General features: G+C 58.2%; 13 protein-coding genes and 1 tRNA gene. 2 read left to right on the top strand and 12 right to left on the bottom strand.

Annotation, left to right across the window (positions count from 1 at the left end):
• Positions 1 to 35 precede the first annotated feature (35 nt).
• Entirely contained in the window at positions 36 to 1172 is a 1137-nt protein-coding gene (locus BXP70_RS19265; protein WP_086595755.1) for a redoxin domain-containing protein, read from the top strand.
• A 376-nt stretch (positions 1173 to 1548) separates the two neighbouring features.
• Here BXP70_RS19265 and BXP70_RS19260 read toward each other — a convergent pair whose 3' ends face one another.
• Positions 1549 to 2073 carry a hypothetical protein gene (locus BXP70_RS19260; protein ID WP_086595754.1) on the bottom strand — a complete coding sequence of 175 codons (525 nt, stop codon included), beginning with the start codon at positions 2071 to 2073 and terminating at the stop codon, positions 1549 to 1551.
• Positions 2074 to 2382: 309 nt separating this feature from the next.
• Here BXP70_RS19260 and BXP70_RS19255 point away from each other — a divergent pair, with 309 nt between their 5' ends.
• On the top strand, positions 2383 to 3078 hold the full coding sequence (locus BXP70_RS19255) for a porin family protein (RefSeq protein ID WP_086595753.1): 696 nt from the start codon (positions 2383 to 2385) through the stop codon (positions 3076 to 3078).
• A 235-nt stretch (positions 3079 to 3313) separates the two neighbouring features.
• On the opposite strand, the gene BXP70_RS19250 is transcribed toward BXP70_RS19255, so the two are convergent.
• The 11 genes from BXP70_RS19250 to BXP70_RS19200 all read right to left on the bottom strand — a co-directional run bounded on the left by BXP70_RS19250 (position 3314) and on the right by BXP70_RS19200 (position 19207).
• Positions 3314 to 3401 (bottom strand) — tRNA-Ser (locus BXP70_RS19250).
• 62 nt (positions 3402 to 3463) lie between these two features.
• Positions 3464 to 4537 (bottom strand): asparaginase, encoded by a 1074-nt coding sequence (locus BXP70_RS19245; RefSeq protein WP_245849689.1) that lies wholly within the window; start codon positions 4535 to 4537, stop codon positions 3464 to 3466.
• 11 nt (positions 4538 to 4548) lie between these two features.
• The gene (locus BXP70_RS19240) at positions 4549 to 5316 is read right to left on the bottom strand and encodes a TatD family hydrolase (protein ID WP_086595752.1); all 768 of its coding nucleotides are present in this window, start codon (positions 5314 to 5316) and stop codon (positions 4549 to 4551) included.
• 235 nt (positions 5317 to 5551) lie between these two features.
• Entirely contained in the window at positions 5552 to 6658 is a 1107-nt protein-coding gene (locus BXP70_RS19235; RefSeq protein WP_086595751.1) for a glycosyltransferase, read from the bottom strand.
• 6 nt (positions 6659 to 6664) lie between these two features.
• A complete protein-coding gene (locus BXP70_RS19230; protein ID WP_245849688.1) occupies positions 6665 to 7297 on the bottom strand; it encodes a polysaccharide deacetylase family protein in 633 nt (210 codons plus the stop codon).
• Between the two features lie 272 nt (positions 7298 to 7569).
• Positions 7570 to 10029 (bottom strand): bifunctional YncE family protein/alkaline phosphatase family protein, encoded by a 2460-nt coding sequence (locus BXP70_RS19225; RefSeq protein ID WP_218779820.1) that lies wholly within the window; start codon positions 10027 to 10029, stop codon positions 7570 to 7572.
• 116 nt (positions 10030 to 10145) lie between these two features.
• Complete coding sequence (locus tag BXP70_RS19220) at positions 10146 to 11018, bottom strand: glycerophosphodiester phosphodiesterase family protein (RefSeq protein WP_245849687.1); 873 nt, start codon at positions 11016 to 11018, stop codon at positions 10146 to 10148.
• Positions 11019 to 11263: 245 nt separating this feature from the next.
• Positions 11264 to 12763, bottom strand: a complete 1500-nt coding sequence (locus BXP70_RS19215; protein WP_086595747.1) for a calcineurin-like phosphoesterase C-terminal domain-containing protein — start codon at positions 12761 to 12763, stop codon at positions 11264 to 11266.
• Between the two features lie 78 nt (positions 12764 to 12841).
• The gene (locus BXP70_RS19210; RefSeq protein ID WP_086595746.1) at positions 12842 to 14107 is read right to left on the bottom strand and encodes a DUF5689 domain-containing protein; all 1266 of its coding nucleotides are present in this window, start codon (positions 14105 to 14107) and stop codon (positions 12842 to 12844) included.
• 20 nt (positions 14108 to 14127) lie between these two features.
• Complete coding sequence (locus BXP70_RS19205) at positions 14128 to 15594, bottom strand: SusD/RagB family nutrient-binding outer membrane lipoprotein (RefSeq protein WP_086595745.1); 1467 nt, start codon at positions 15592 to 15594, stop codon at positions 14128 to 14130.
• Between the two features lie 142 nt (positions 15595 to 15736).
• Entirely contained in the window at positions 15737 to 19207 is a 3471-nt protein-coding gene (locus BXP70_RS19200; protein ID WP_086595744.1) for a SusC/RagA family TonB-linked outer membrane protein, read from the bottom strand.
• Positions 19208 to 19286 lie beyond the last annotated feature (79 nt).

The following is a 19286-nucleotide window of genomic DNA, read 5'->3' as shown; positions in this document are numbered from 1 at the left end:
GCTCACCCATTCCGCTACTTTACTACTGCTGCTTTATGCGCCGCTACCTACACTTCCTGTTCGTCCTTGTTCCGCTGGGTGCCACGGCTCAGTCAAAGCCAGTGCCGCCCGCTGCCTTTCTAGTGCAAGGCAGCTTGCCGGCAACAAAGGCCCGCATGGGTTATTTGTACTACAAAAAAGACACGCAATCAATCGTTGATTCTGCCGCTGTGCACAACGGGCGCTTTCAATTCAAGGGGGCAGTGCCGGCGTTGCCCCAGGCCACGCTCGTCTTACCCGCCCCCGGTATCCCGGCCGACCGCTCACCGGAGCGGCTGCCTATTTACCTGGAGAAGGGTACCATTACGGTGGCTGGTACCGACCGAGTTATGTATGCCGCCGCCGAGGGTACACCGCTCAATCACGAAAGCACAAACCTAGCTGCGCAAGTTCAATCCTTTCGGAAGCAGCTCGATGCCTTGTACGCGGCCTACGAAGCCCTACCTGCGGCCGAACGTGCTACTCCCGCGGCCGAAGCCAAGCTAGACCAGGAAGCTAATGCCGTGTATGAAAAGCGTCAGCAAGTGTACGCGGCTTACTTAAAGGCGCATCCAGCTAATCCTTACAGCTTGTATGTGCTGGAGAGCTACGTTGGACCCATGCCCCAGGCTAGCTCCTACGCGGCGCTGTTCGGGGCTTTAGATCCTAGCGTCCGCAGTTCACCTTATGGGAAGGTGATGCAGCAGCGCATCGAGCAGTTGCAGCGCGTAGCCATAGGGGCAGTAGCGCCGGATTTCAGCCAGGCTAACCCCGACGGCAAGCAGCTCAAACTCTCAGCTCTGCGTGGTGAGTACGTGTTAATCGACTTTTGGGCTTCCTGGTGCGCTCCCTGCCGGCAGGAGAATCCCAACTTGGTTAAGCTGTATAATGCCTACAAAGCCAAGGGCTTTACCGTACTCGGAGTATCGCTCGATAATGCCCAGCAGCGGGCGGCGTGGCTGAAAGCAATTGATCAGGACAGCCTGCCGTGGCCGCAAGTAAGCTCTCTGACCAAGCCCAACCCGGTAGCCTTGACCTACGGGGTAAATGCCATTCCCCAAAACTTTCTGCTCGATCCTCAAGGCCGCATTTTGGCCGTTAACCTGCGGGGCGAGGAACTATCGAAGAAACTAGCGGAGCTGTTAGATAAATAAAACCAACTGAAGGCATGAGCCCAGCATTTACTACAGTCGTTGCGTGGCTGTAAGCCAACTACCTGAAAACTTCAAGCTACCGCGCAACGATGGGCTTTTTGATGAACGCTTAACCGCTAAAGCCATCTTGTCAAACAAATACCCGAGCAATTCAGCTTAGCTATTGGTGGCTCTGTTATACTTCCAGCAACTAAAATTCTTGCAGCTATAAGACGCGCTGGTTTGGCGTCCTGCCGCTTCACTGCAGTTGCCGGTGGCAGATCATAGCCTGCATAAAACAAAAGCCCCGACCTAGCCAGGGCTCTTGTTTTAGTAGTGTGAGTAGGCGTAGTACCACTAGGTAGCCAATAGACGCTGCTCGCGTAACGTCCCAGCCTTACCGACCATTCGTGTACGCCGGCAAGAGCGTATCGCGGTAGCTAACCCGAAACGACCCCTCGGTCAACTGCATTCGCTCTTTTTGTTGTGAATACACCGTACTGCGTTGTATGGTCGCGTCGAAGCGCCCCTCAATTACTTTTTGTACAGTATCCAGGCGCGTAATCTGCAGACTGGAGGCACTGAGGTCATCCGTATTAACGTATTGATCACGCACGGTTTTTCCAGCAGCGTAGTGGGTCCATACCGTGGAGAAAAGCCTGACCGAAGGCTTGCGCAGGTTCGTCACCGTAAAACCTAGGTACAGTTCCTGGCGCTGGTTGGCCTCCGCAGCCTTGTTGCTTACCAGATAAAAGGCGTTCCCCGACTTGTAGGTCGTTGTTGTGGCGGGCTCCCAGGCTTTTCCGTCTTGGTTTACGGAAAAGAAGGGTTCTGCTGGCGGCGCTGCTTCCTCTTTGGTGCAAGCGGTTGCACTGGCTAGGACGACGCTAAGAAAGAGAGTGTAGGAGAAAAGACGACGCATCGTAAGAAGTGAAAAGTTCTCCCGTAGGAGACTGCTTCTAAGTAAAAGGTTGCATCAATTGGATTGCCAGGGCACTTACCGACTCGTCGATTGCCATCGGTAGCCCTTCCTACGCATCCTTCGAGCAGCTCTCTCCGGGAAAGCTATCGTTCGTGAATGAGGCTACGTTCCCAAGTTGTTAGGACATATCAGTAAGGCAAATAGGGCACGTGGTACACTACTAAAAACAAGATCTTCTTTACTTCAACGAGTTGACAACCTTCTGTGAGCCAGAAGCCTCTTCCTTGCATCCACTACTATATCAGCCCTATGCTCCGCACCTCTATACTTTTACTCCTAGGCTTACAGGCCACCAGTACCTTACACGCGCAAGACATTCGCTTTGGCGTCAAAGCTGGGCTGAATGTTAGTACCTACCGCGGCGGAGAGGTATCGAATCCACGCTTTCGACTCGGGCCTGCCGCTGGCGCGTTCGTGCGCTTGCCACTGAGCACACGTTTAGACTTACAACCGGAGCTTCTGTGTGAGCAGCGAGGTGCCCGCACCTCCTACACGAGCTACCTTTTGGGAGGGACTACCAGTGCACGGTCGATCTATCGGGAACGAAGCTTGCTGCATTACGTCAGCCTACCAGTTCTGGTGCGCCTAAGCGGGGCGAAATGGTTTGCCGTAGCTGGTCCGCAGCTGAGCTACTTAGTGGCGGCTCGGCGGCGGGGCTCTACCTCCTTTGAATCTAGCAATGGTCTACTGGATCCTGCACTCTTTTTTCGTGAGGGAACTAGCGTACGGGGTACGGATGGCTACTACCGTTGGGAACTAGGTTGCGCGGTAGGGGTGGGCTACCAACCAACAGCCCGCCTAGGCGTTGAGGTGCGCTATGCATCCGGTTTCACGCCGGTACGCCGGCCGCTCGGCGATGATACGACTACTCCAACCAACCGAACCCAGGGGATACACAACAGCAGCCTGCAAGCGCAGGTAAGCTATCAGCTAAGTACTCTATAAACGGAGATATGCGGCTGGCGTGTTATCATTTGTCTTGATGAGCTAACACGCCACCCCAGTGAGTAAGATGAGCAGTATATAGTAGAAGTGCCTAGCAAGAAAACCTACTCTTGTTTTTTGACGGGTAGCCATCTTGTGATTATCTGCTTAACAACCTGTCAACAGTCTGATCATACCCTAGCCGTACCCCTGATAAGTAAAAAGCCCGTTTCTGATTTAGAAACGGGCTTTTATGCAGAGAGGATGGGATTCGAACCCACGATGACCTTTTGGGCCATACACACTTTCCAGGCGTGCTCCTTCGACCACTCGGACACCTCTCTGGGTCGGTAATCTGCGGGCAAAGTAACGGGCATTTTTCCGGAAACGCAAACCGGTAGCCTTGTTACAGTGGGGTAATCTCGCCGCGAAGGTCTTGTACGAGCAATTGAGCAGTTTCGGCGTGGCTTTTTTGCAGGCCTAGCACAAACATGAGCTTTGTGATGGCGGCCTCCGTAGTAATATCGTCGCCGCTGAGTACGCCAGCGGCCGGTAGAGAGGCGCTGGTTTCGTAGCGGCCTTGCTCCACGCGGCCTTCATCGCACTGGCTCACGTTTAGAAGGTGCACGCCGCGGTCGTTAGCTTCCTTTAGAGCGTTCAGAAACCACGGTTGGGTAGAAGCATTGCCCGAGCCAAACGTTTCCAGAACGCAGCCGCGCAGGCCTTCCACGCTCAGGATGCTGTTTACTACTCGCTGGGTGATGCCGGGGAATAGCTTCAAGATGGTGACGTTGTCGTTGAGTTGGGTGTGGATGCGCAAGGACGCCGTGGGCAGAGGACGAATCAGAGCATCATTGTAGGTGAGGCGGATGCCTGCTTGGGCTAGGGGCGGCAGGTTGTCGCTGCGGAAAGCCCCAAAATGCTGACTTTCCACCTTTTTGGTGCGGTTGCCGCGCATCAGCATGGTATTGAAAAACAGGCTGACTTCCGGCACGCGGGCGCTGCCATCGGGGTGGCGGGCTGCGGCAATTTCCAGGGCTGTAATGAAGTTGCGACGGGCATCGGTGCGCACCCGGCCTGCGGGCACCTGGGCCCCGGTGAACACAATGGGCTTGGCTAGGTTTTCGAGCATATAGCTCAAAGCCGAAGCCGAATGCGACATGGTATCGGTGCCGTGCAGCACCACAAAACCGTCGTAGTAAGAGTAAAATTCGCCAATAAGGCCCGCAAGCGTGATCCAGTCGGCCGGGGAAACGTTGGAGGAATCAATGGGCTGCGGCATGCTCAGCACCGACACCCGCATGCGTACATCGCGCAGCTCGGGCATGAGCCGGGTCACTTCGCTGAAGCGCATGGGTGCCAGCAGCCCCTCCTGGTTATAGGCCATACCCACAGTGCCGCCCGTGTAGATGACGAGAATAGACGCAACGGTTTGGTCGGTGGGGGAGGCAGCTGTTTGAATGATAACGATGCGAGGCAAAGGCGAATAGGCTAGAGGTTGAACAGGGCCTTGGCGTTCTGAGCCGTAGCTTCGGCCACAGCTGCTTCGTCGGTGCGAAGTAGCTCAGCCACGCGGCGGTTGATGAGGGGCAAGTAAGCAGGCTCGTTGCGCTTGCCGCGGTAAGGCACGGGAGCTAGGTAGGGGCAGTCGGTTTCGAGCAGCAGGTGCTTGAGGTCGATGCCGGGGAGTACTTTGTCGAGGCCGCCGTTTTTGAAGGTGGCTACCCCGCCGATGCCTAGGTAGAAACCTAGCTTAATGACCCGTTCGGCTTCTTCTTTGGTGCCGGAAAAGCAGTGAAATACACCCCGCAAGCTGCCGTCTTGGGCGGCCTCGATGAGGTCGGCTGACTCTTGGAAGGCTTCGCGGGTGTGCAGGACCAGGGGCAGGTTATGCTTTTTGGCGAGGTCGATTTGCACGCGCAAGGCTTCCTGCTGCTGCGGGAAGAAGGTTTTGTCCCAAAACAGATCGATGCCGCATTCGCCTACAGCGGCAAACTTGCGTCGACCTAGCCACTCTTCTACTAGGTACAGCTCGCGCTCCACGTGCTTGCCTACCGAACACGGGTGTAAACCCATCATGGCAATGCACTGTTCGGGGTGCCGCGCCTCCGTTTCCAGCATGACATCGATGCTGGTGTGGTCGATGTTAGGCATCAGGATGGTGCTCACGCCGGCTTCCAGTGCGCGCTCCAGCATGGCGTCGCGGTCGTCTTTGAACTGTTCGGAGTAAACGTGGGCGTGCGAATCGATTAAGTACATGGCAGGCGAAGGTATCTTACAAATGTTGGGTTTTGAAGGATAACTATTGAATTAGTAGGAAATAGCAAAGAGAAGCCGTCTAAGTTTAGTTTTTCGAGCCCCTGAATCGGTGTAGAGACGCGACACTTCGCGTCATCGAACAACCAGAACGGCGCAGACTAAACAATAGCAGCGACGACTAAGACGCAAATATGCGTCTCTACACTGGTTTGGAAGTCTGAGTTAAATCACTCTTTCACGAATACCGCCGACCTTTCCAGTCGAACGACAGCGGCAGGAGGCGAAACAACGTCAGGCTGACGGTCAGTAGCAAGGTGTATGCTTCGAATATGGGCAGTAGCTCCAGCGGTGGCCAGCGACCCACGCGGCGGAAACACAGGGTAGCCAGGATGCCTTGCTGCACCATTTTGATACCTAGTATGATGGCAACTGCCAGCGGTCCGGCAACCCAGGCCAGCAGGGCTACGGCTAGGTAGAAGCTGCCGTAGAAAGCGAGGCCCATTTTCAGCCACCACGGCAGCTGCTCCACGCCGCGCATCCAGCGGCGGCGCTGGTGGAGCAGGCGCCGAAACGTAGGAATGGGCAGCGACTCGGCCAGCACTTCAGGGCGGAAGATGTTGCGGAAGCTGAAGCCGTGGCGCAGGGTAGCCCGGAACAGTTCGTAGTCTTCGGTGATGGAAGGCGGCAGGCGCTCGTAGCCACCGGTGGCCTCGTAGGCTTCGCGCGTCACGAGCATGTTGTTGCCCATGGCCGTAACGGGCGCCCCCGTATCCGATACCACCTGCACCAAACCGAGCGAGAGCAACCAATCGAGCCCTTGGAGCCGGTGAAACAACCTAGGTCCGTGCACCAGCGTGATGCCCGTTACGGTGCCGACGCCCGGCTGCGCGTGGGCTAGCAACCCCTGAATCCAGGTGCGGGGCACGGCAATATCGGCGTCGGTAATAAAGAAATAGTCGGTGGTGGCTTGGTGAGCTAGGTGGGCTAGCACGTTGCTTTTGCCGTGGGCGGTGCCCAAGACGTCGGTAATGGTAAGACAGCGGAAATGTCCAGCGTAGCCTTGCATAGCGGCCTCTGCCACGGCGCGGGTGGCGTCGGTGGAGGCATCATCACCGAGGAGAACTTCTACTAACTCGGGTGGGTAATCGAGCTGGCGGAGGCTAGCTAGGCAGCGCCCGATGGCGGCTTCCTCGTTGCGGGCGGCAATCAGTATGCTCACGCGGGGTAGGGGTGAGGGCAACTGGGTGCGTTGGCGCCGCCGCTGCTGCACGGCAAAAAGCACAGTACACGCACCCAATACCAAAAACCACAGAATGAAGTAACCCGTCAAGAAAGTCAGCATAGGGCGCTAGAGTGAGGCAAACTGATACCCTAGCCTGGCGTAATGCGCGAGGTAGCGGGGCAACACATAGCGCATGTTGCGGCTCGCCTTCAAGCTGTCGTGAAACACGACGATGGAGCCTGGGCGGGTGTAGTGAAAAGCGGCGCGCAGGCACTCTTCGGGAGCAAAAGTGCGGTCGTAGTCGCAGGTCAGCGTGTCCCACATCACCACCTGATAGCTAGGTTTCAGCTCTCGCACGAGGGGGCGGGTGATGCGGCCGTAGGGCGGCCGCATCAGCGGGCGCACGTCGGGGGCGGGGCGAAGTGCATCCAGGGCTTGCTGGCACTCATCTACTTCGGCCAGGTAACTCGCCCGGCTGCGCGACCAGCCGCTGACGTGGTGAAAGGTGTGGTTGGCAAGGCGATGTCCGGCAGCTAGCACCTGACGAGCTACGGCGGGGTGGCGCACCACATTGTCGCCCACGCAGAAGAACGTGGCTTTGGCTTGGTAGGCGGCCAGCGTTTCGAGCACGAAAGGCGTTTCTTCGGGGATGGGGCCGTCGTCGAAGGTGAGGTACAGCGTCTGGCTGGTGGCGGGCATCGTCCAGAGGCAGTCGGAAAAGAGACGCCGTACCGGGGCCGGCATTCGAAACAAATGCATAGAACGTGAGCTAAACCCAAAAGTAGAAAGGATTAGCCCATGTAGCGCGAAGCTTGCGTTTCGGGCATCGTTAGGTGACCAAAGCTAGGCCGAACGGATGCCGGACCGCTCGGCCGAACGGGGAGAGGCTGGGCGCGGCAAGCAATAGTCCCCTGTAGCGCGAAGCCTGCGCTTCGCGTGTCGTTGAACGGTAATCGTTGGTTGTACTTCCAAGCAAGTCGTTCTGCGACACGCGAAGCGCAGGCTTCGCGCTACAGGGGCTAGGTTATAGCTCAATCATCGTCGTCATCGTCGCGGCGCTTTTGCTCGAACTTCAGGAAGGCTCCCCGACGTGGGGCGGGCACTACGGCATCTTCGCCTTTGATGGCTTTCCACATCACTTCGGTGAGCTCCAGGTCCGGAATGGCGTCCTCGCTGGCTAGGTTGAAGCGCTCCGATTTTTCGGCGCTCTTGTTCCACGCCACGTTGCGCGCATTGAGGTTCACGCGGGCGGCGCGGGCCTGGTAGGGGGCTAGGTTGGGCGTAGTCGTGAAGCAGTCGTACATCGGCAGGGCGGCCGCGTCGTACTGGCTCATGGGCGGCAACCCTAGGATCAGCTCCATCGTGCGCAGGGCGCCGGAGGTGGAGTACATCGTGTGGTTGGCGGCGCCTTTGCGGGTGTAGGGACTAATCACGAAGGCCGGCGTGCGGTGCGCGTCTACGTGGTCGGGGCCGTTCTGGGCGTCGTCTTCCAGCACGAAAATGGCTGACTCCTTCCAGATGGGGCTTTGCGAAATGTGCTCTACCAACTGACCTAGGGCTAGGTCGTTGTCGGCCACGGCGGCGATGGGCGTGTACTTGCCTTTACGTTGCCCGCTGGTGTGGTCGTTGCTGAGGCGGATGGTGCTGAACTGCGGCACGGCGCTTTTAGCCAGCAACGAGTCGAAATCCTGCTTCCAGATGCGCACCCGCTCAATATCCTGAATATCCATGTTGAAGCCGGGCGCTTTGGGGCAGATATGGCCTTCCAACGACTTCAGGTTGGCTTTGCCGTTGTCGGCAAATTCGCCGTAGCTGCGGTAGCTCAGGCCGGCGCGCTGGCAGTAGTCCCAGATGTAGCCGTCGCGTGGGTAGGCAATTTTGCGGGTGCCTTCGTAGTCGTAGGTGCCGCCGCGGCCGCCGTAGCTGATGGGCCAGGTTTTCTCGGTGTAGTCGGTGGCGTAAGCGGCCATGCTCCAGTTATGGCCGTCGGCGCTTACTTCGGCATTCACATAAAAGTTGTCGAGCAGCCCAAACTCACGAGCAAGGGCGTGGTGGTTGGGCGTCACCTTCTCCGGAAACACGCACAGTGTGGAGTCGCCGTTGCCCTCGGGCATGTCGCCGAGCACCTGGTCGTAGGTGCGGTTTTCCTTAATGACGTAGAACACGTACTTGATCGGCGACTTCTCGCCGGCCTTGCTCGGCACGGGGTTGCCGGCCTCGCGCTTGCCGTGGGCCTGCGCCTCACCCGTGAAGGGCGTATTGGCATACACCTGCTTCGAGTAAGTGGTCAGCTGCTCGGGGCTAGGTTGCTTGATGAACGACAAAGTGCCCTTGAACAGGCTGCCGATATACTGCACCTCCTGTTGGCCCGTCACGCCCACGTGGGAGCCGCTGTTATCGGTTTTCTTCACCGGCGACGGCCCAGCCGGGTTGGCCAAGGAAGAAAAGCCTTTGCCATTGGCTACCAATATTTTCGAGCCTAGGGTCTTCACGCTCGTCGGGTACCAGCCGGTCGGGATGAAGCCACGGGCCGCGCTTTTGCCCGGCGTCTTCACGTCGAATACGGCCAGGCAGTTGTTGTCGGCATTGGCGATGTAGAGCGTCTTTTCGTCGGGCGAAAGGGCGAGGCCGTTGGTGGTAGAGCCGGTAAGCTTGGTGGGGTACAAGGCTGTGGCAATCACCTCTAGCACCTTGCGGCTGCGCGTGTCGATAATCGACACCGAGTTGTCGTTGGCATTGGCCACGAATAAGTAGCGGCCGTTCTTGGTTTGGAGCAGCTCGTTGGGGTGGTTTTCGGTGACAATTTCGCCCGCGAGCTGGCCAGTTTGGGTATCGTATAACGCCACCTTATCCCCGCCCCAGAGGGAGATGTACAGCGTCTTTTTGTCGGGCGAAAGCAAGCAACTGTAGGCCTCATGCCCTAGGTTTACCTTCTTGAGGATAGCCTTCGTTTTGAGGTCGAACACGTACAAGGAGTTGTCCTCTTTCGTGACGGTGTAGAGTCGGTTTTGGGCGTCGTCTACCTCAATGCCGGTGGGGCTGATCTTGTCTTTCGGCCAGGTTCTGCCCAGGCGCAACGTGTCGGCTAGGTTCAGCTTGCTCTCAACGATGTTGTAAACGAGAATAACATTGTCGTTGCCGCCCGAAGCGTACAGCTGCTTGCCGTTGGCGCTGAATTTCAGGCCGTACCACGATTTAGCAATTGGCTTCTCATCGAGCAGCTTCTCGGTTTTGGGGTCAATCAGCTGAAGGCTTTGTTTGCCCTGCCCGTTGTTGGTCACGGCCAGCAGCTTGCCGTTCTTGGTGAGCTGCATGTTCAGGGGTAAGTCGCCGAGTTGCAGCGACGTGCCCACCGGACTCAACGACCAGCCATTGGGCAGCAGAATGCGGTCGGCTTTCGGGTTGTTAATAGGCTGCTGGGCTAGGGTCGGCAGTCCGTGCAGCGCGGCGAGCAGCGAAACCCAAAGGGCAGTTTTAGAGGCGGTACGCATGAGGGTAATAGTGTAGAGGCACATACTTGTGTCTCGTCGTTGTTGATGTTACTTACCTAGCTTGCTCAACGCCAAGTCGTTCAAGTAAAAGACACAAGTATGTGTCTTTACGATTGCTATTTAGCGCTGAGCAAATCAGGATAATCGGTGATAACCCCGTCAACCTGCTGCTCGATCAGCTTATTGATTTCGGCGGCTGAGTTTACCGTCCAGGGAATGACTTTCACGCCTTGTTGGTGGCAACTCTGCACTAGGTCGGGTGTAACTAGCTTGTAAGCAGGGCTGTAGATGCTCGGTTTGAAGGTCAGGCGCTTCAAGTTATACTCCAGCCCCTTGATGTTTTCGACCAATAAAGCGGTTTGCACAGCGGGGTACAGACGGTGCACCACCTCCAACGTGCGCGGGTCGAACGACTGAATCGTGACCCGGTCCAGTACCTTCTTGGCCACCAGCACTGGCATAAGCAACTGCACAAACTCCTCCGGAGCGGGGTGAAATAGGTTGTCGCCTTCGGGCGAAACTTTCGTTTCGATGTTGTAGCGCGGCAACGCTAGGTGCTTGCGCCGAGCGTACGCCTCCGCCGAGTCGATAACTTCGGCTAGCAGTGGCTTGTACGTCTTAAGCTTTTGCTGCCGGGGAAATTTTGGGTTGCCGTGGCTGCCCACGTCGTAGCGCCGAACCTCGCGGTAGGGCATGTTGTAGATGCGGTAGCTCTTCTCCTCCGCCTTCGGAATAGCGCTGCCGTCGGGGCGGTACACGAAGTCGGCGTTCAGGAATGGGTCGTGGGAGAGGAGCGGCTGCTTGTCCTGGCTGATGGCAATGTCCATTTCCAGGGTCGTCACCCCGAGGTCCTGGGCTTTGCGCATGGCCGGGATGGTGTTTTCGGGCATCAAGCCGCGGCAGCCCCGGTGGCCTTGCACGTCGAGCGAGCGTTGCGCGGCGGCGCTCATGGAACTCAGAAGCAGTAGGAAGAACAGCGGACGTTGCACGGGTACAGAAGTTAAACGTAAACCCAACCTTCGGACGGCAAGGTCCGAAAGTTGGGTGAGAAGGTGGTGTTAAGATATCATGTAAGCGCTGGAGCCTAGCTCCATAAAAATGCAATTGGAACGGTCATGCTGAGCTTGTCGAAGCATCTCCACCGCTTCGTTCTCCCATCAGGAGGGGTTAGTATTGCAGTAGAGATGCTTCGACAAGCTCAGCATGACCGTTCTTTTACCTGTTGGAATAATCGCTAAGCTGGCATCACGTCGCTGTACACCTGCCCAAACCGGTCGGTCACTTCGATGCGAATTTCCTTGGCGTTTTTGGAAGGCTTGGCGAAGAACAGGTGGTCGGTGAGGGTGGGGTCGACCCACTTGTGCTTGGCGGGGAGCTTCTCGCCGGCTTGGAGCTGCACGGCCATCGGGTCGAGGGCAGTTTGCTGATGCATTTCGCCCTGGCGGGTGCCGTTTTCAAACCAGGTCACTTTCCACTCGGGGTCCCAGTTCCACACGTTCACCACGATGTCGTCGGGGCGCTCAGGTACGGCGCCTTTGGGGTAGGCGCGGAACTGGTGCTTGCGGTCTTTGCCGAATGATTTGTAGTACCACTTCAGCTCAGGGCCGTTCACTTCATACACGCCGTAGCCGCTGGGCGTGCCGTCGGTGCAGATGGGCCCCGTCCACCAGGCGCCGCACACGGCCCCGTGAATGTGCTCGATGGTATTTTCTCCGATTACCTTCTCGCATATGTGGGTATGGCCCGACATGATGTGCGTTTTATAAGGCTTCAGGATGCGGTACAGCTCGGCCCGGTTCGACACCACGCCGCCCAACGATTCTTCCTTGAGCTTGTTGCGCCGCTTGTCGCCGCTATCCACCGGAATGTGCAGGGCCACGACCACCGTGCTGCCGGGCTTCACGTGGGCTAGGTCTTGCTCCAGCCACTGCAACTGCTTCTCCGTGAGGTAGCCAATGTACTTCTTGGGTGGCCCGATGAAGAACACGTCGTCGAGGATGACATAGTGAATCTCACCCCGGTTGAAGGAGTAATAGGTAGGGCCGAAGAGGCTTTTGAACGTTTGGGCCGAGCCGTCGTCGGAGCGGGCGGTGATGTTCATGTCGTGGTTGCCGATGACCTGGTAAAAGGGCAACCCCGTAACTTCCACCGCCTTTTTGTAGTCTTCAAACAACTCAAAATGGTCCCACACCAAGTCGCCGCAGCCGATGGCAAACATATTCTGGTCGTACTGCGTGGCCAGCTCCCTCAGGTCGGGCGCCGATACGGTGATGAGCTGGTTCGTGTCCTTCTTGTCGATCATCTGCGGATCGGCCCACACCGCGAAGGTATGTTTGGTGTCGTCGGTAGCTAGCTTTTGCAGGGCAAAGTCGGCCGTCATGCCCGAGCCGCTGGCCTTCAGCGGTTGGTAAAACTTGGCAATGCCTTTCTCGTGCGGAATGGCGTAGCCGCGCGGCACCGTGATGTACACGAACTCGGCGGTGGCGTTGCTTTCCAGCGTGTACCGGCCGGCTTTGTCGGTCAGCACGATGTTGTAGCCATCCGTGACGGGCACGCCCGCAATGCCGGCGCCCTTCTGGTGCACTTTGCCCTTGATGGTAATAGGCGCGAGGTTGAGCTTGTGCCCGGCCTCGGCTGCCGGCGCTTTCTCCTCGGCAAGCACCGCTGGCGCTAGTGGTAGGCTAGCCGTCAGCCCCAGGGTACCTAGGCTTTGCAAGAACTTTCTTCTGAACATGATACAGTTAGTTTGAAGCGCTTAAAAATTGTGTGTCAGTCAGACGCCGGAGGCACCCGATTGGAAGACGTACACAGCTTAGTTCTCGTAAATGGCAATGTCATCCAGCCCCAAGCGACCGTTCGAAACGGCGGGCGGGTTGCTTGGGCCCAGGCCTAGCTTGTTGATGCGGAAGCGCACCGGCCCGCTGATGTTCATCAGGAAGGTGATGGAGCGCTGCCAATTGCTGGCGTCGGTGATGGTTTGGCCGGATTGCTTCCACGTTTTGCCCTGGTCCTGCGAGTACTCTAGTTTCCAAGAGCTAGACGCATCGGTGTAGTAGGCCCCGTACACCAGCGTGACTTTGGTAGCGCCGTTCGGCACGTCGAACTTCATTTCCACGTACCCCGATTCGGTGAGGTTCTGCTGCATCCGGATGCCTTGGGCGCCGGTGTACCGGTCGCGCCCGGAGGTGTTGCCTAGGATGGATTGATAGAGTTTCCAGGGCCCAGTGCCGAAGGTCACGGTATTGTCGGGCACGGCGGCGGTGTTCATGTTATAGCTGCCTTTGATGGCGGCGGGCACTGCGTCGAAGCTCTCGGGGAACTTGGCGTAGATGGGGCCGCTGGGGTCGAGCGCATCGGCCTCGGTGCGCATCCAGAGCTGCGTGGCGGCTTCAGTGCCCATCGGAATGCCCACGAACGTTGCGCTGGCCGGCACTCGGCGCGTCGCGAAGGTTGCCGCCGCCTCGGTATGCAGCAGTACGCTGTTGTTGGAGCCGTCGGCCAGGGTTTTGTCGCCCTTGTAGGTGTCGCCCGACACGGGCACGGGCGTGATGCTACCCCCGGTGATGCGCACCAGCGTGCCTTCGTACATATCTAGGTTGGTCAGCAGCGTTTGGATGTTCACCTCCTGCGGCTGTACCGTTTTGCCACTGGCTACCTTCTCAACGTTGGCGGCCGAGAGGCCTTCAATGCGCAATGTGCCACTGGTTTTCGAGAGCGTTGTCCCGGCAATATCCACCACCACCGAGTCGCCGGCAGCTAGGTTGGGCGTATCGTTCAGGGGTAGGATGATGCCCCGAATGACCCCGCGACGCTTGTTCTGAATCACGACGGTGTTGGGGCCGCCGGGCACGTTCTGGCCGCTGGGGTTCGAAATAACCACGCCTACTACTTGGTGGGCACCGGCTAGCTTGTTGGCTTCCAGCACCACGTCGCTGCCTTGGTAGAGGCGGCGCACATCTTCCAGCGAGATGATGGGGCTAGGTATGCCGGCCGCATAGTCGGGGTTGTCTTCCAGGCAGCCCGTGAAGGCAAAGGCGCTCGACAAAAGCGCGAACGATGCAAGGATCTTGGTTTTCATGTTGCTTGATTGAGGCTTACCTATTCCTGCCACCACACCTTCGTGTTGATGTTATCGGCGCCCTGGTCGGCCACGGCGGCCTGGTAATTCTGCTGGTTCAGCGACTGCACGTACACGGGGTAGTTCAGGCGGGCGGGCATCTGACGGTCGTTCTTCAGCCCCGGACCTAGGGGCAGCACCGGGTGGCCCGAGCGACGGTATTCAAACCATTGCTGGAAGTCGGTGAAAAAGAGGGCGTAGTACTTTTGTAGGTGAATCTGGTCGAGCTTGGTTTCGGTGTTGCTGCCTGCTTCCCATTTCACGTCGCTGCCGTTGAGGTAGCCCGTGGGCACCGTTAGGTTCCAAAGCAGGATGCCGTTGGTGGCGCCGGCTTCGTAGTAGGTTTTGGCGTCGCCGGATATCCAGCCGCGCACGGCCGCTTCGGCCAAAAGCAACTGCACCTCGGGGTAGTTCAGGATGTTGCCCAGCAGCGGCTCCGTCATGAGGGCCGTGGGGTAGGTTGACTTGCCCGCCGGTACTTTGTTGGGCTCGAAGCCGCTCTGCACCCCTTCGTACTTACCATTGTAGAGGGTGGCCCACTTGCTAATGCGCGGGTCGTTCCACTCGGTCAAGTTGTTCACGAAGAACTCGCTCATGGAGCTCGTGGTGTTGAAATCGGCGGTGCGCCAGGTTTGGAAGGGCGACTGATACGGCGCCGTGCCCGTCCAACGCATAATAGCCGATTCGCTGTTGTTGGCCATAAGCGGGTAGTCGGCCGCGTTGGTGTTTACCATGTCGCGCATCTTGGCCTGCGGCGACATCCCGTTGGCAATGGCGTCGGTTTTGCGCGATACCCGCATCAGTAGTCGCAGGTACAGGGAGTTGCCGAACTTGCGCCATTTCAAGGCGTTGCCCTGGTACAAAGGATCAAGCTGGGCCTGGTCGGCGGTTAGGTTGGTGTTGGTTTTCAGCAGCTCGTTGGCTTCTTCCAGCTTCAGAAAAAGATCCTGGTAGATGTTTTCTTGGCGGTCGAACCTAGGTTGCAGGATGCCTGCCCGCCCCGCGTTGGCATCCGAATAGGGCACGTCGCCGAACGTATCGGTCAGCAGCGACACCGTCCAGACTTCGCAGATACGGGCAATGGCCATGAAGGTGTTGCTCTTGGTGGCCTGGGCGCTGCGGTACATGTCGCGGAAGTCGGTGAGCTGGGTGTACCAGCTGTTCCACATGTAGTCGGCCTCGGCCGTGCGAATGACGTAACGGTGGATTTCGTCGTTTTCTTGGCGCGTCACGTGCACCTGCATCAACTCGTTGGTGATGCGCATGGCGCGGTCCATGTTGCGCTTCACCAGGTCGGTGAGGGCTGGGGCGAGCAGCGTTTCCGGAATGACGTTGGGGTTCTGGTTCGGGTTGACGTTAAGTTCTTCAAACCCATCGGTGCAGGCCGAAACGGCCCCTAAGCTCGTGGTAGCCAGCAGCAACCAAGCGAGTAGTTTTATCTTTTTCATGGTGGTTAGCAGTTGCGTTTTCAGGTAGCGCGGACTTTGTAGTCCGCGTGTGGGTGTAGCGAGCGGTGGCGTGGGGAGTCGTTTGCACGTAGTCACTCGCTACGCTCGTGCACGGACTACAAAGTCCGCGCTACTGCCTGAATCAAATTCCCAGCGTCAGGTTAATGCCCATCGTGCGGGTAGAGGGGAACTGGCCGAGCTCATACCCTAGGTCGATGGTGCCGTCGTTGAGGGTGCCGAATTCGGGGTCGAAGGCGGGCCACTTGGTGATGATGAACAGGTCGCGACCATATACCCCGATGGAGGCTTGCGTGAGCTTGAGCTTTTGGAGCAAGCCGGTGGGCAGGCTGTAGTCGAGGCGCATCTCGCGCAGCTTGATAAAGTCGGTGCGGAAGAGGTTGGCCTCCACGTTGTCGCGGCCGTAGTGGGCGTTGTAGTAGCTCGGAAGGTTCTCGGCCACCACGTCATTGGGGCGGAATGACCCATCTTCGTTGCGAATCACGCCATTGCCGATGATGCCGTTGTAGCGCCCCGGCAGCGTGAGCTTCGACTTGCCTTGCTCCGCCAGTACGGCGTTTGTCATGGAGTAAGCTTTGGCGCCAAATTGGCTGTCGAACAGCACGTTGAGGCGCACCCGCTTGTAGCTGAACTCGTTGCCGATGCTAGCTTTGAACTTCGGCAAGGCATTGCCTAGGTATTTGACTTGGTCACCTAGCACCGGGTTGCCGTTCGCATAGATGATCTGGCCGTCGGGGGCCCGCTCATAGCCGCGGCCGTAGATGGCGCCCATCGTGCCACCGGGCCTAGCTTCCACCGTACCCCGGCCGCCGGGGCCGCGCTGAAGCTGGTACGTCAGCACGCTATCCGCCAACGACACCACCTTGTTGCGGTTGGCGGTGTAGGTGCCGTACATTTTCCAGTTGAAGCCCGTGGGGCGCGCGAGCAGCACGGCATTGGCTTGGATTTCAAGACCTTGGTTGCGTACCAGGCCGGCGTTCAGCACGGCGTACTCGTAGCCCGACGACCGGTCGATGGGCACGTTCAGGATCTGGTCGTAGGTGTTATTGCGGTACACCGAGACGTCGACGCCCACGCGGTTGCGGAAGAAGCGCAGGTCGGCACCTAGCTCCACGCTTTCGGTGCGCCGGGGCCGCAGGCCCTCGTTGGCAATGGCGCTGGGGTTGCTTAGGCCCGATGGGAAGCCGGTGGCTATTGCGTAGGTGTAAGCCGTTTGGTAAGGCGTGGTGGTGCCGCTACCTACCTGCGCCCACGAGGCCCGCAGCTTCGCAAACGACACCACTTCCGGCAGCGGCAGCAGCTCCGACAGAATCGTGCTCAGGCTAGCTGACGGGTAGAAGAAGCCCGTGTTTTTGGTAGAGGTGCTGGTAGCTAGGGTACTGGTCCAGTCCTGGCGAGCGGTCAGGTCGAGGTACAGGAAGTTTTTGTATCCTAGCGTCGCGAGGCCGTAGAGGCTATTCACCGCGTACTCAGCCCGGTAGGGGAGCGCAATGGGTAAGTCGCGGCTGTTGGCAAAGGAGAAAATCTGCGGATACAGTAGGCGTTCGGCGCGCAACTCGTCCTTGTTGTAGCGGTTGCGCAAACGGCTGCCCCCGGCCGAAAACGTGGTTTCAAACGCCCCAAACTTCTGATTGTATTGAAGCAGGAAGTCGTTGTTGATTTCCTGGGAGAAGATGTTCTGGGTGCGGTACATGCCCTCCTTATAGCGCTCCGTATCCTTGGGGCGCTGCTGCGAGCGGGCCTCGTAGGAGTAGTCGATGGCCGAGCGCAGCATCAGGCTTAGGTGCTTCGTAAACTTGTAGTTGATCTGCACATTGCCCGTCAGCTGATTGCGGTTGGCTTTGTTCAGCATCTCGTGGGTAATCAGGTAGGGATTATCGACGAGGCTGCTAAAAGGATAGCGTTGCAACACCCCTTCCGAGCCCGGCAACCAGTAGCTCTTGATCCAGTCCAGGTTGGCATTGGGCACCTGAAACATGGTCCAGTACATGATTGTCTGGTTGTTATAGCCCGTCGACGGCAGGTTGTTGCTGTAGCGGTTTGTGTAGTTTACCTTGGTCGATACCTGGAGCTTGTCGGTAATCTTCTGGCTCGCCGACAGCGCCACGGTGTTGCGGTCGTAGCCCGTGTTCGGGATAATCCAGGTGTTCTTGAGGTTGGTCAGCGACAGGCGCACGGCGGTGCGGTCGGTGCCACCATCAATGGCAATGGTGTTGGTAAACGTCTTGCCGGTTTGGAAGAAGTCTTTGCGGTTGTTTTTGTAGGGCACCCAGGGTGTGCGCTCCGTGCCGGTGGTGTTGGTAGCCGGGTCGTACTGAAAGTAGGATTGGCCCTCAAACTTCGGCCCCCACGCCGAGCTAGTGCTGCGCGTGCTAGGTCCATCGACGGTGTTATTATAGGAGTAATAGTTTTCGCCCGCCGAGCCTTGGCCGTATTCGTACTGGAAATCAGGCCAGCGCGAAATGGTCTCGATGGCGCTATTAGAGTTGAAGGTGATGCCAATACCTTTCTTGCGCGCTTTCCCCGATTTGGTCGTGATAATCACGGCCCCATTGCCGCCCCGCGCGCCGTACAGCGCCGTGGCTGCCGGGCCCTTCAGCACCGACACCGATTCGATGTCTTCGGGGTTGATGTCGTTTAGGCTGGTGCCAAAGTCCACCGGCGACTCGCTTTGCAGGTAGGCCGAGCTGCCGTTGCCGGTGCGCCGGTTGCTGCCCCCGAGCACCACGCCATCCACCACAATCAGGGCCTCATTATCACCGGCCAGCGAGCTTTCACCCCGCAGAATGATCTTGTTGGAGCCGGCTGGTCCGCCACCCGATTTCACTAGGTTTAGGCCGGCCACTTTGCCCGACAAGGCATCCGTCCAGTTGTTGGATTTGGCTTCGGTAAGGGCTTCGTTTTGCAACTGCGTTACGGAGTAACCTAGGGCTTTTTCCTCCCGCTTGATGCCGAGCGCCGTCACAACGACCTCGTCGAGGCTGGTGGCGTCTTCGCGCAGCACCACGTTGTAGGTGCTTTGGTCGCCCACCTTCACCTGCTCCACCTCAAAGCCAATAAAGGAAAATACGAGCGTGCTACCGGGCTCAGCGCTAAGCTGGTAGGCCCCATTGGCGTCGGTGGTGGTGCCCACCGTGCTGTCTTTCACCCGCACCGTAACACCCGGCAGCGCCGTGCCCTTCGCATCGGCCACGCGCCCCTTAATCGGCACGGGCGCCACGCTGGTGGCCACGGCCTTCACCACAATGCGCTTCTGCTGCGGCGTAAACTGCACGTGGGCTTGCTTGGCAATGAGTTGCAGCACAGATTCTAGGTTGCTGTGCGGCGCTTCCACGCTGATCTTACGCCCGAGCACGTCGGCCTGATCTACGTACAGGAAGTGGTAGCCGGTCTGCTGCTCAATGCTGGCAAATACCTCAGCAAGTGGCTGCTGCTTCACAGTGAGTGCGCACGGCACGGCCTCTAGGCCCTGCGCCAGCACAGTTGCCGCAGGCGCTGCCGCGTAGCTAGGTGCTGGGCCCGATACGGCTAAGCCGAGCCCACACACGGCCCCCAGCCAGCTGGTTTTCTTTCGCGGGTACCTCTTTCTTTTCATACGTTTGGGTGTGAACGTTTCTTATATGACACAAGCGTTGAGAACCTCTAGCTAGCCGGCATGGGTGGAATGCCAGTTA

Source organism: Hymenobacter crusticola (assembly GCF_002154225.1).
GTDB lineage: Bacteria > Bacteroidota > Bacteroidia > Cytophagales > Hymenobacteraceae > Hymenobacter > Hymenobacter crusticola.
This window is presented reverse-complemented; position numbering and strand designations above follow the sequence as displayed.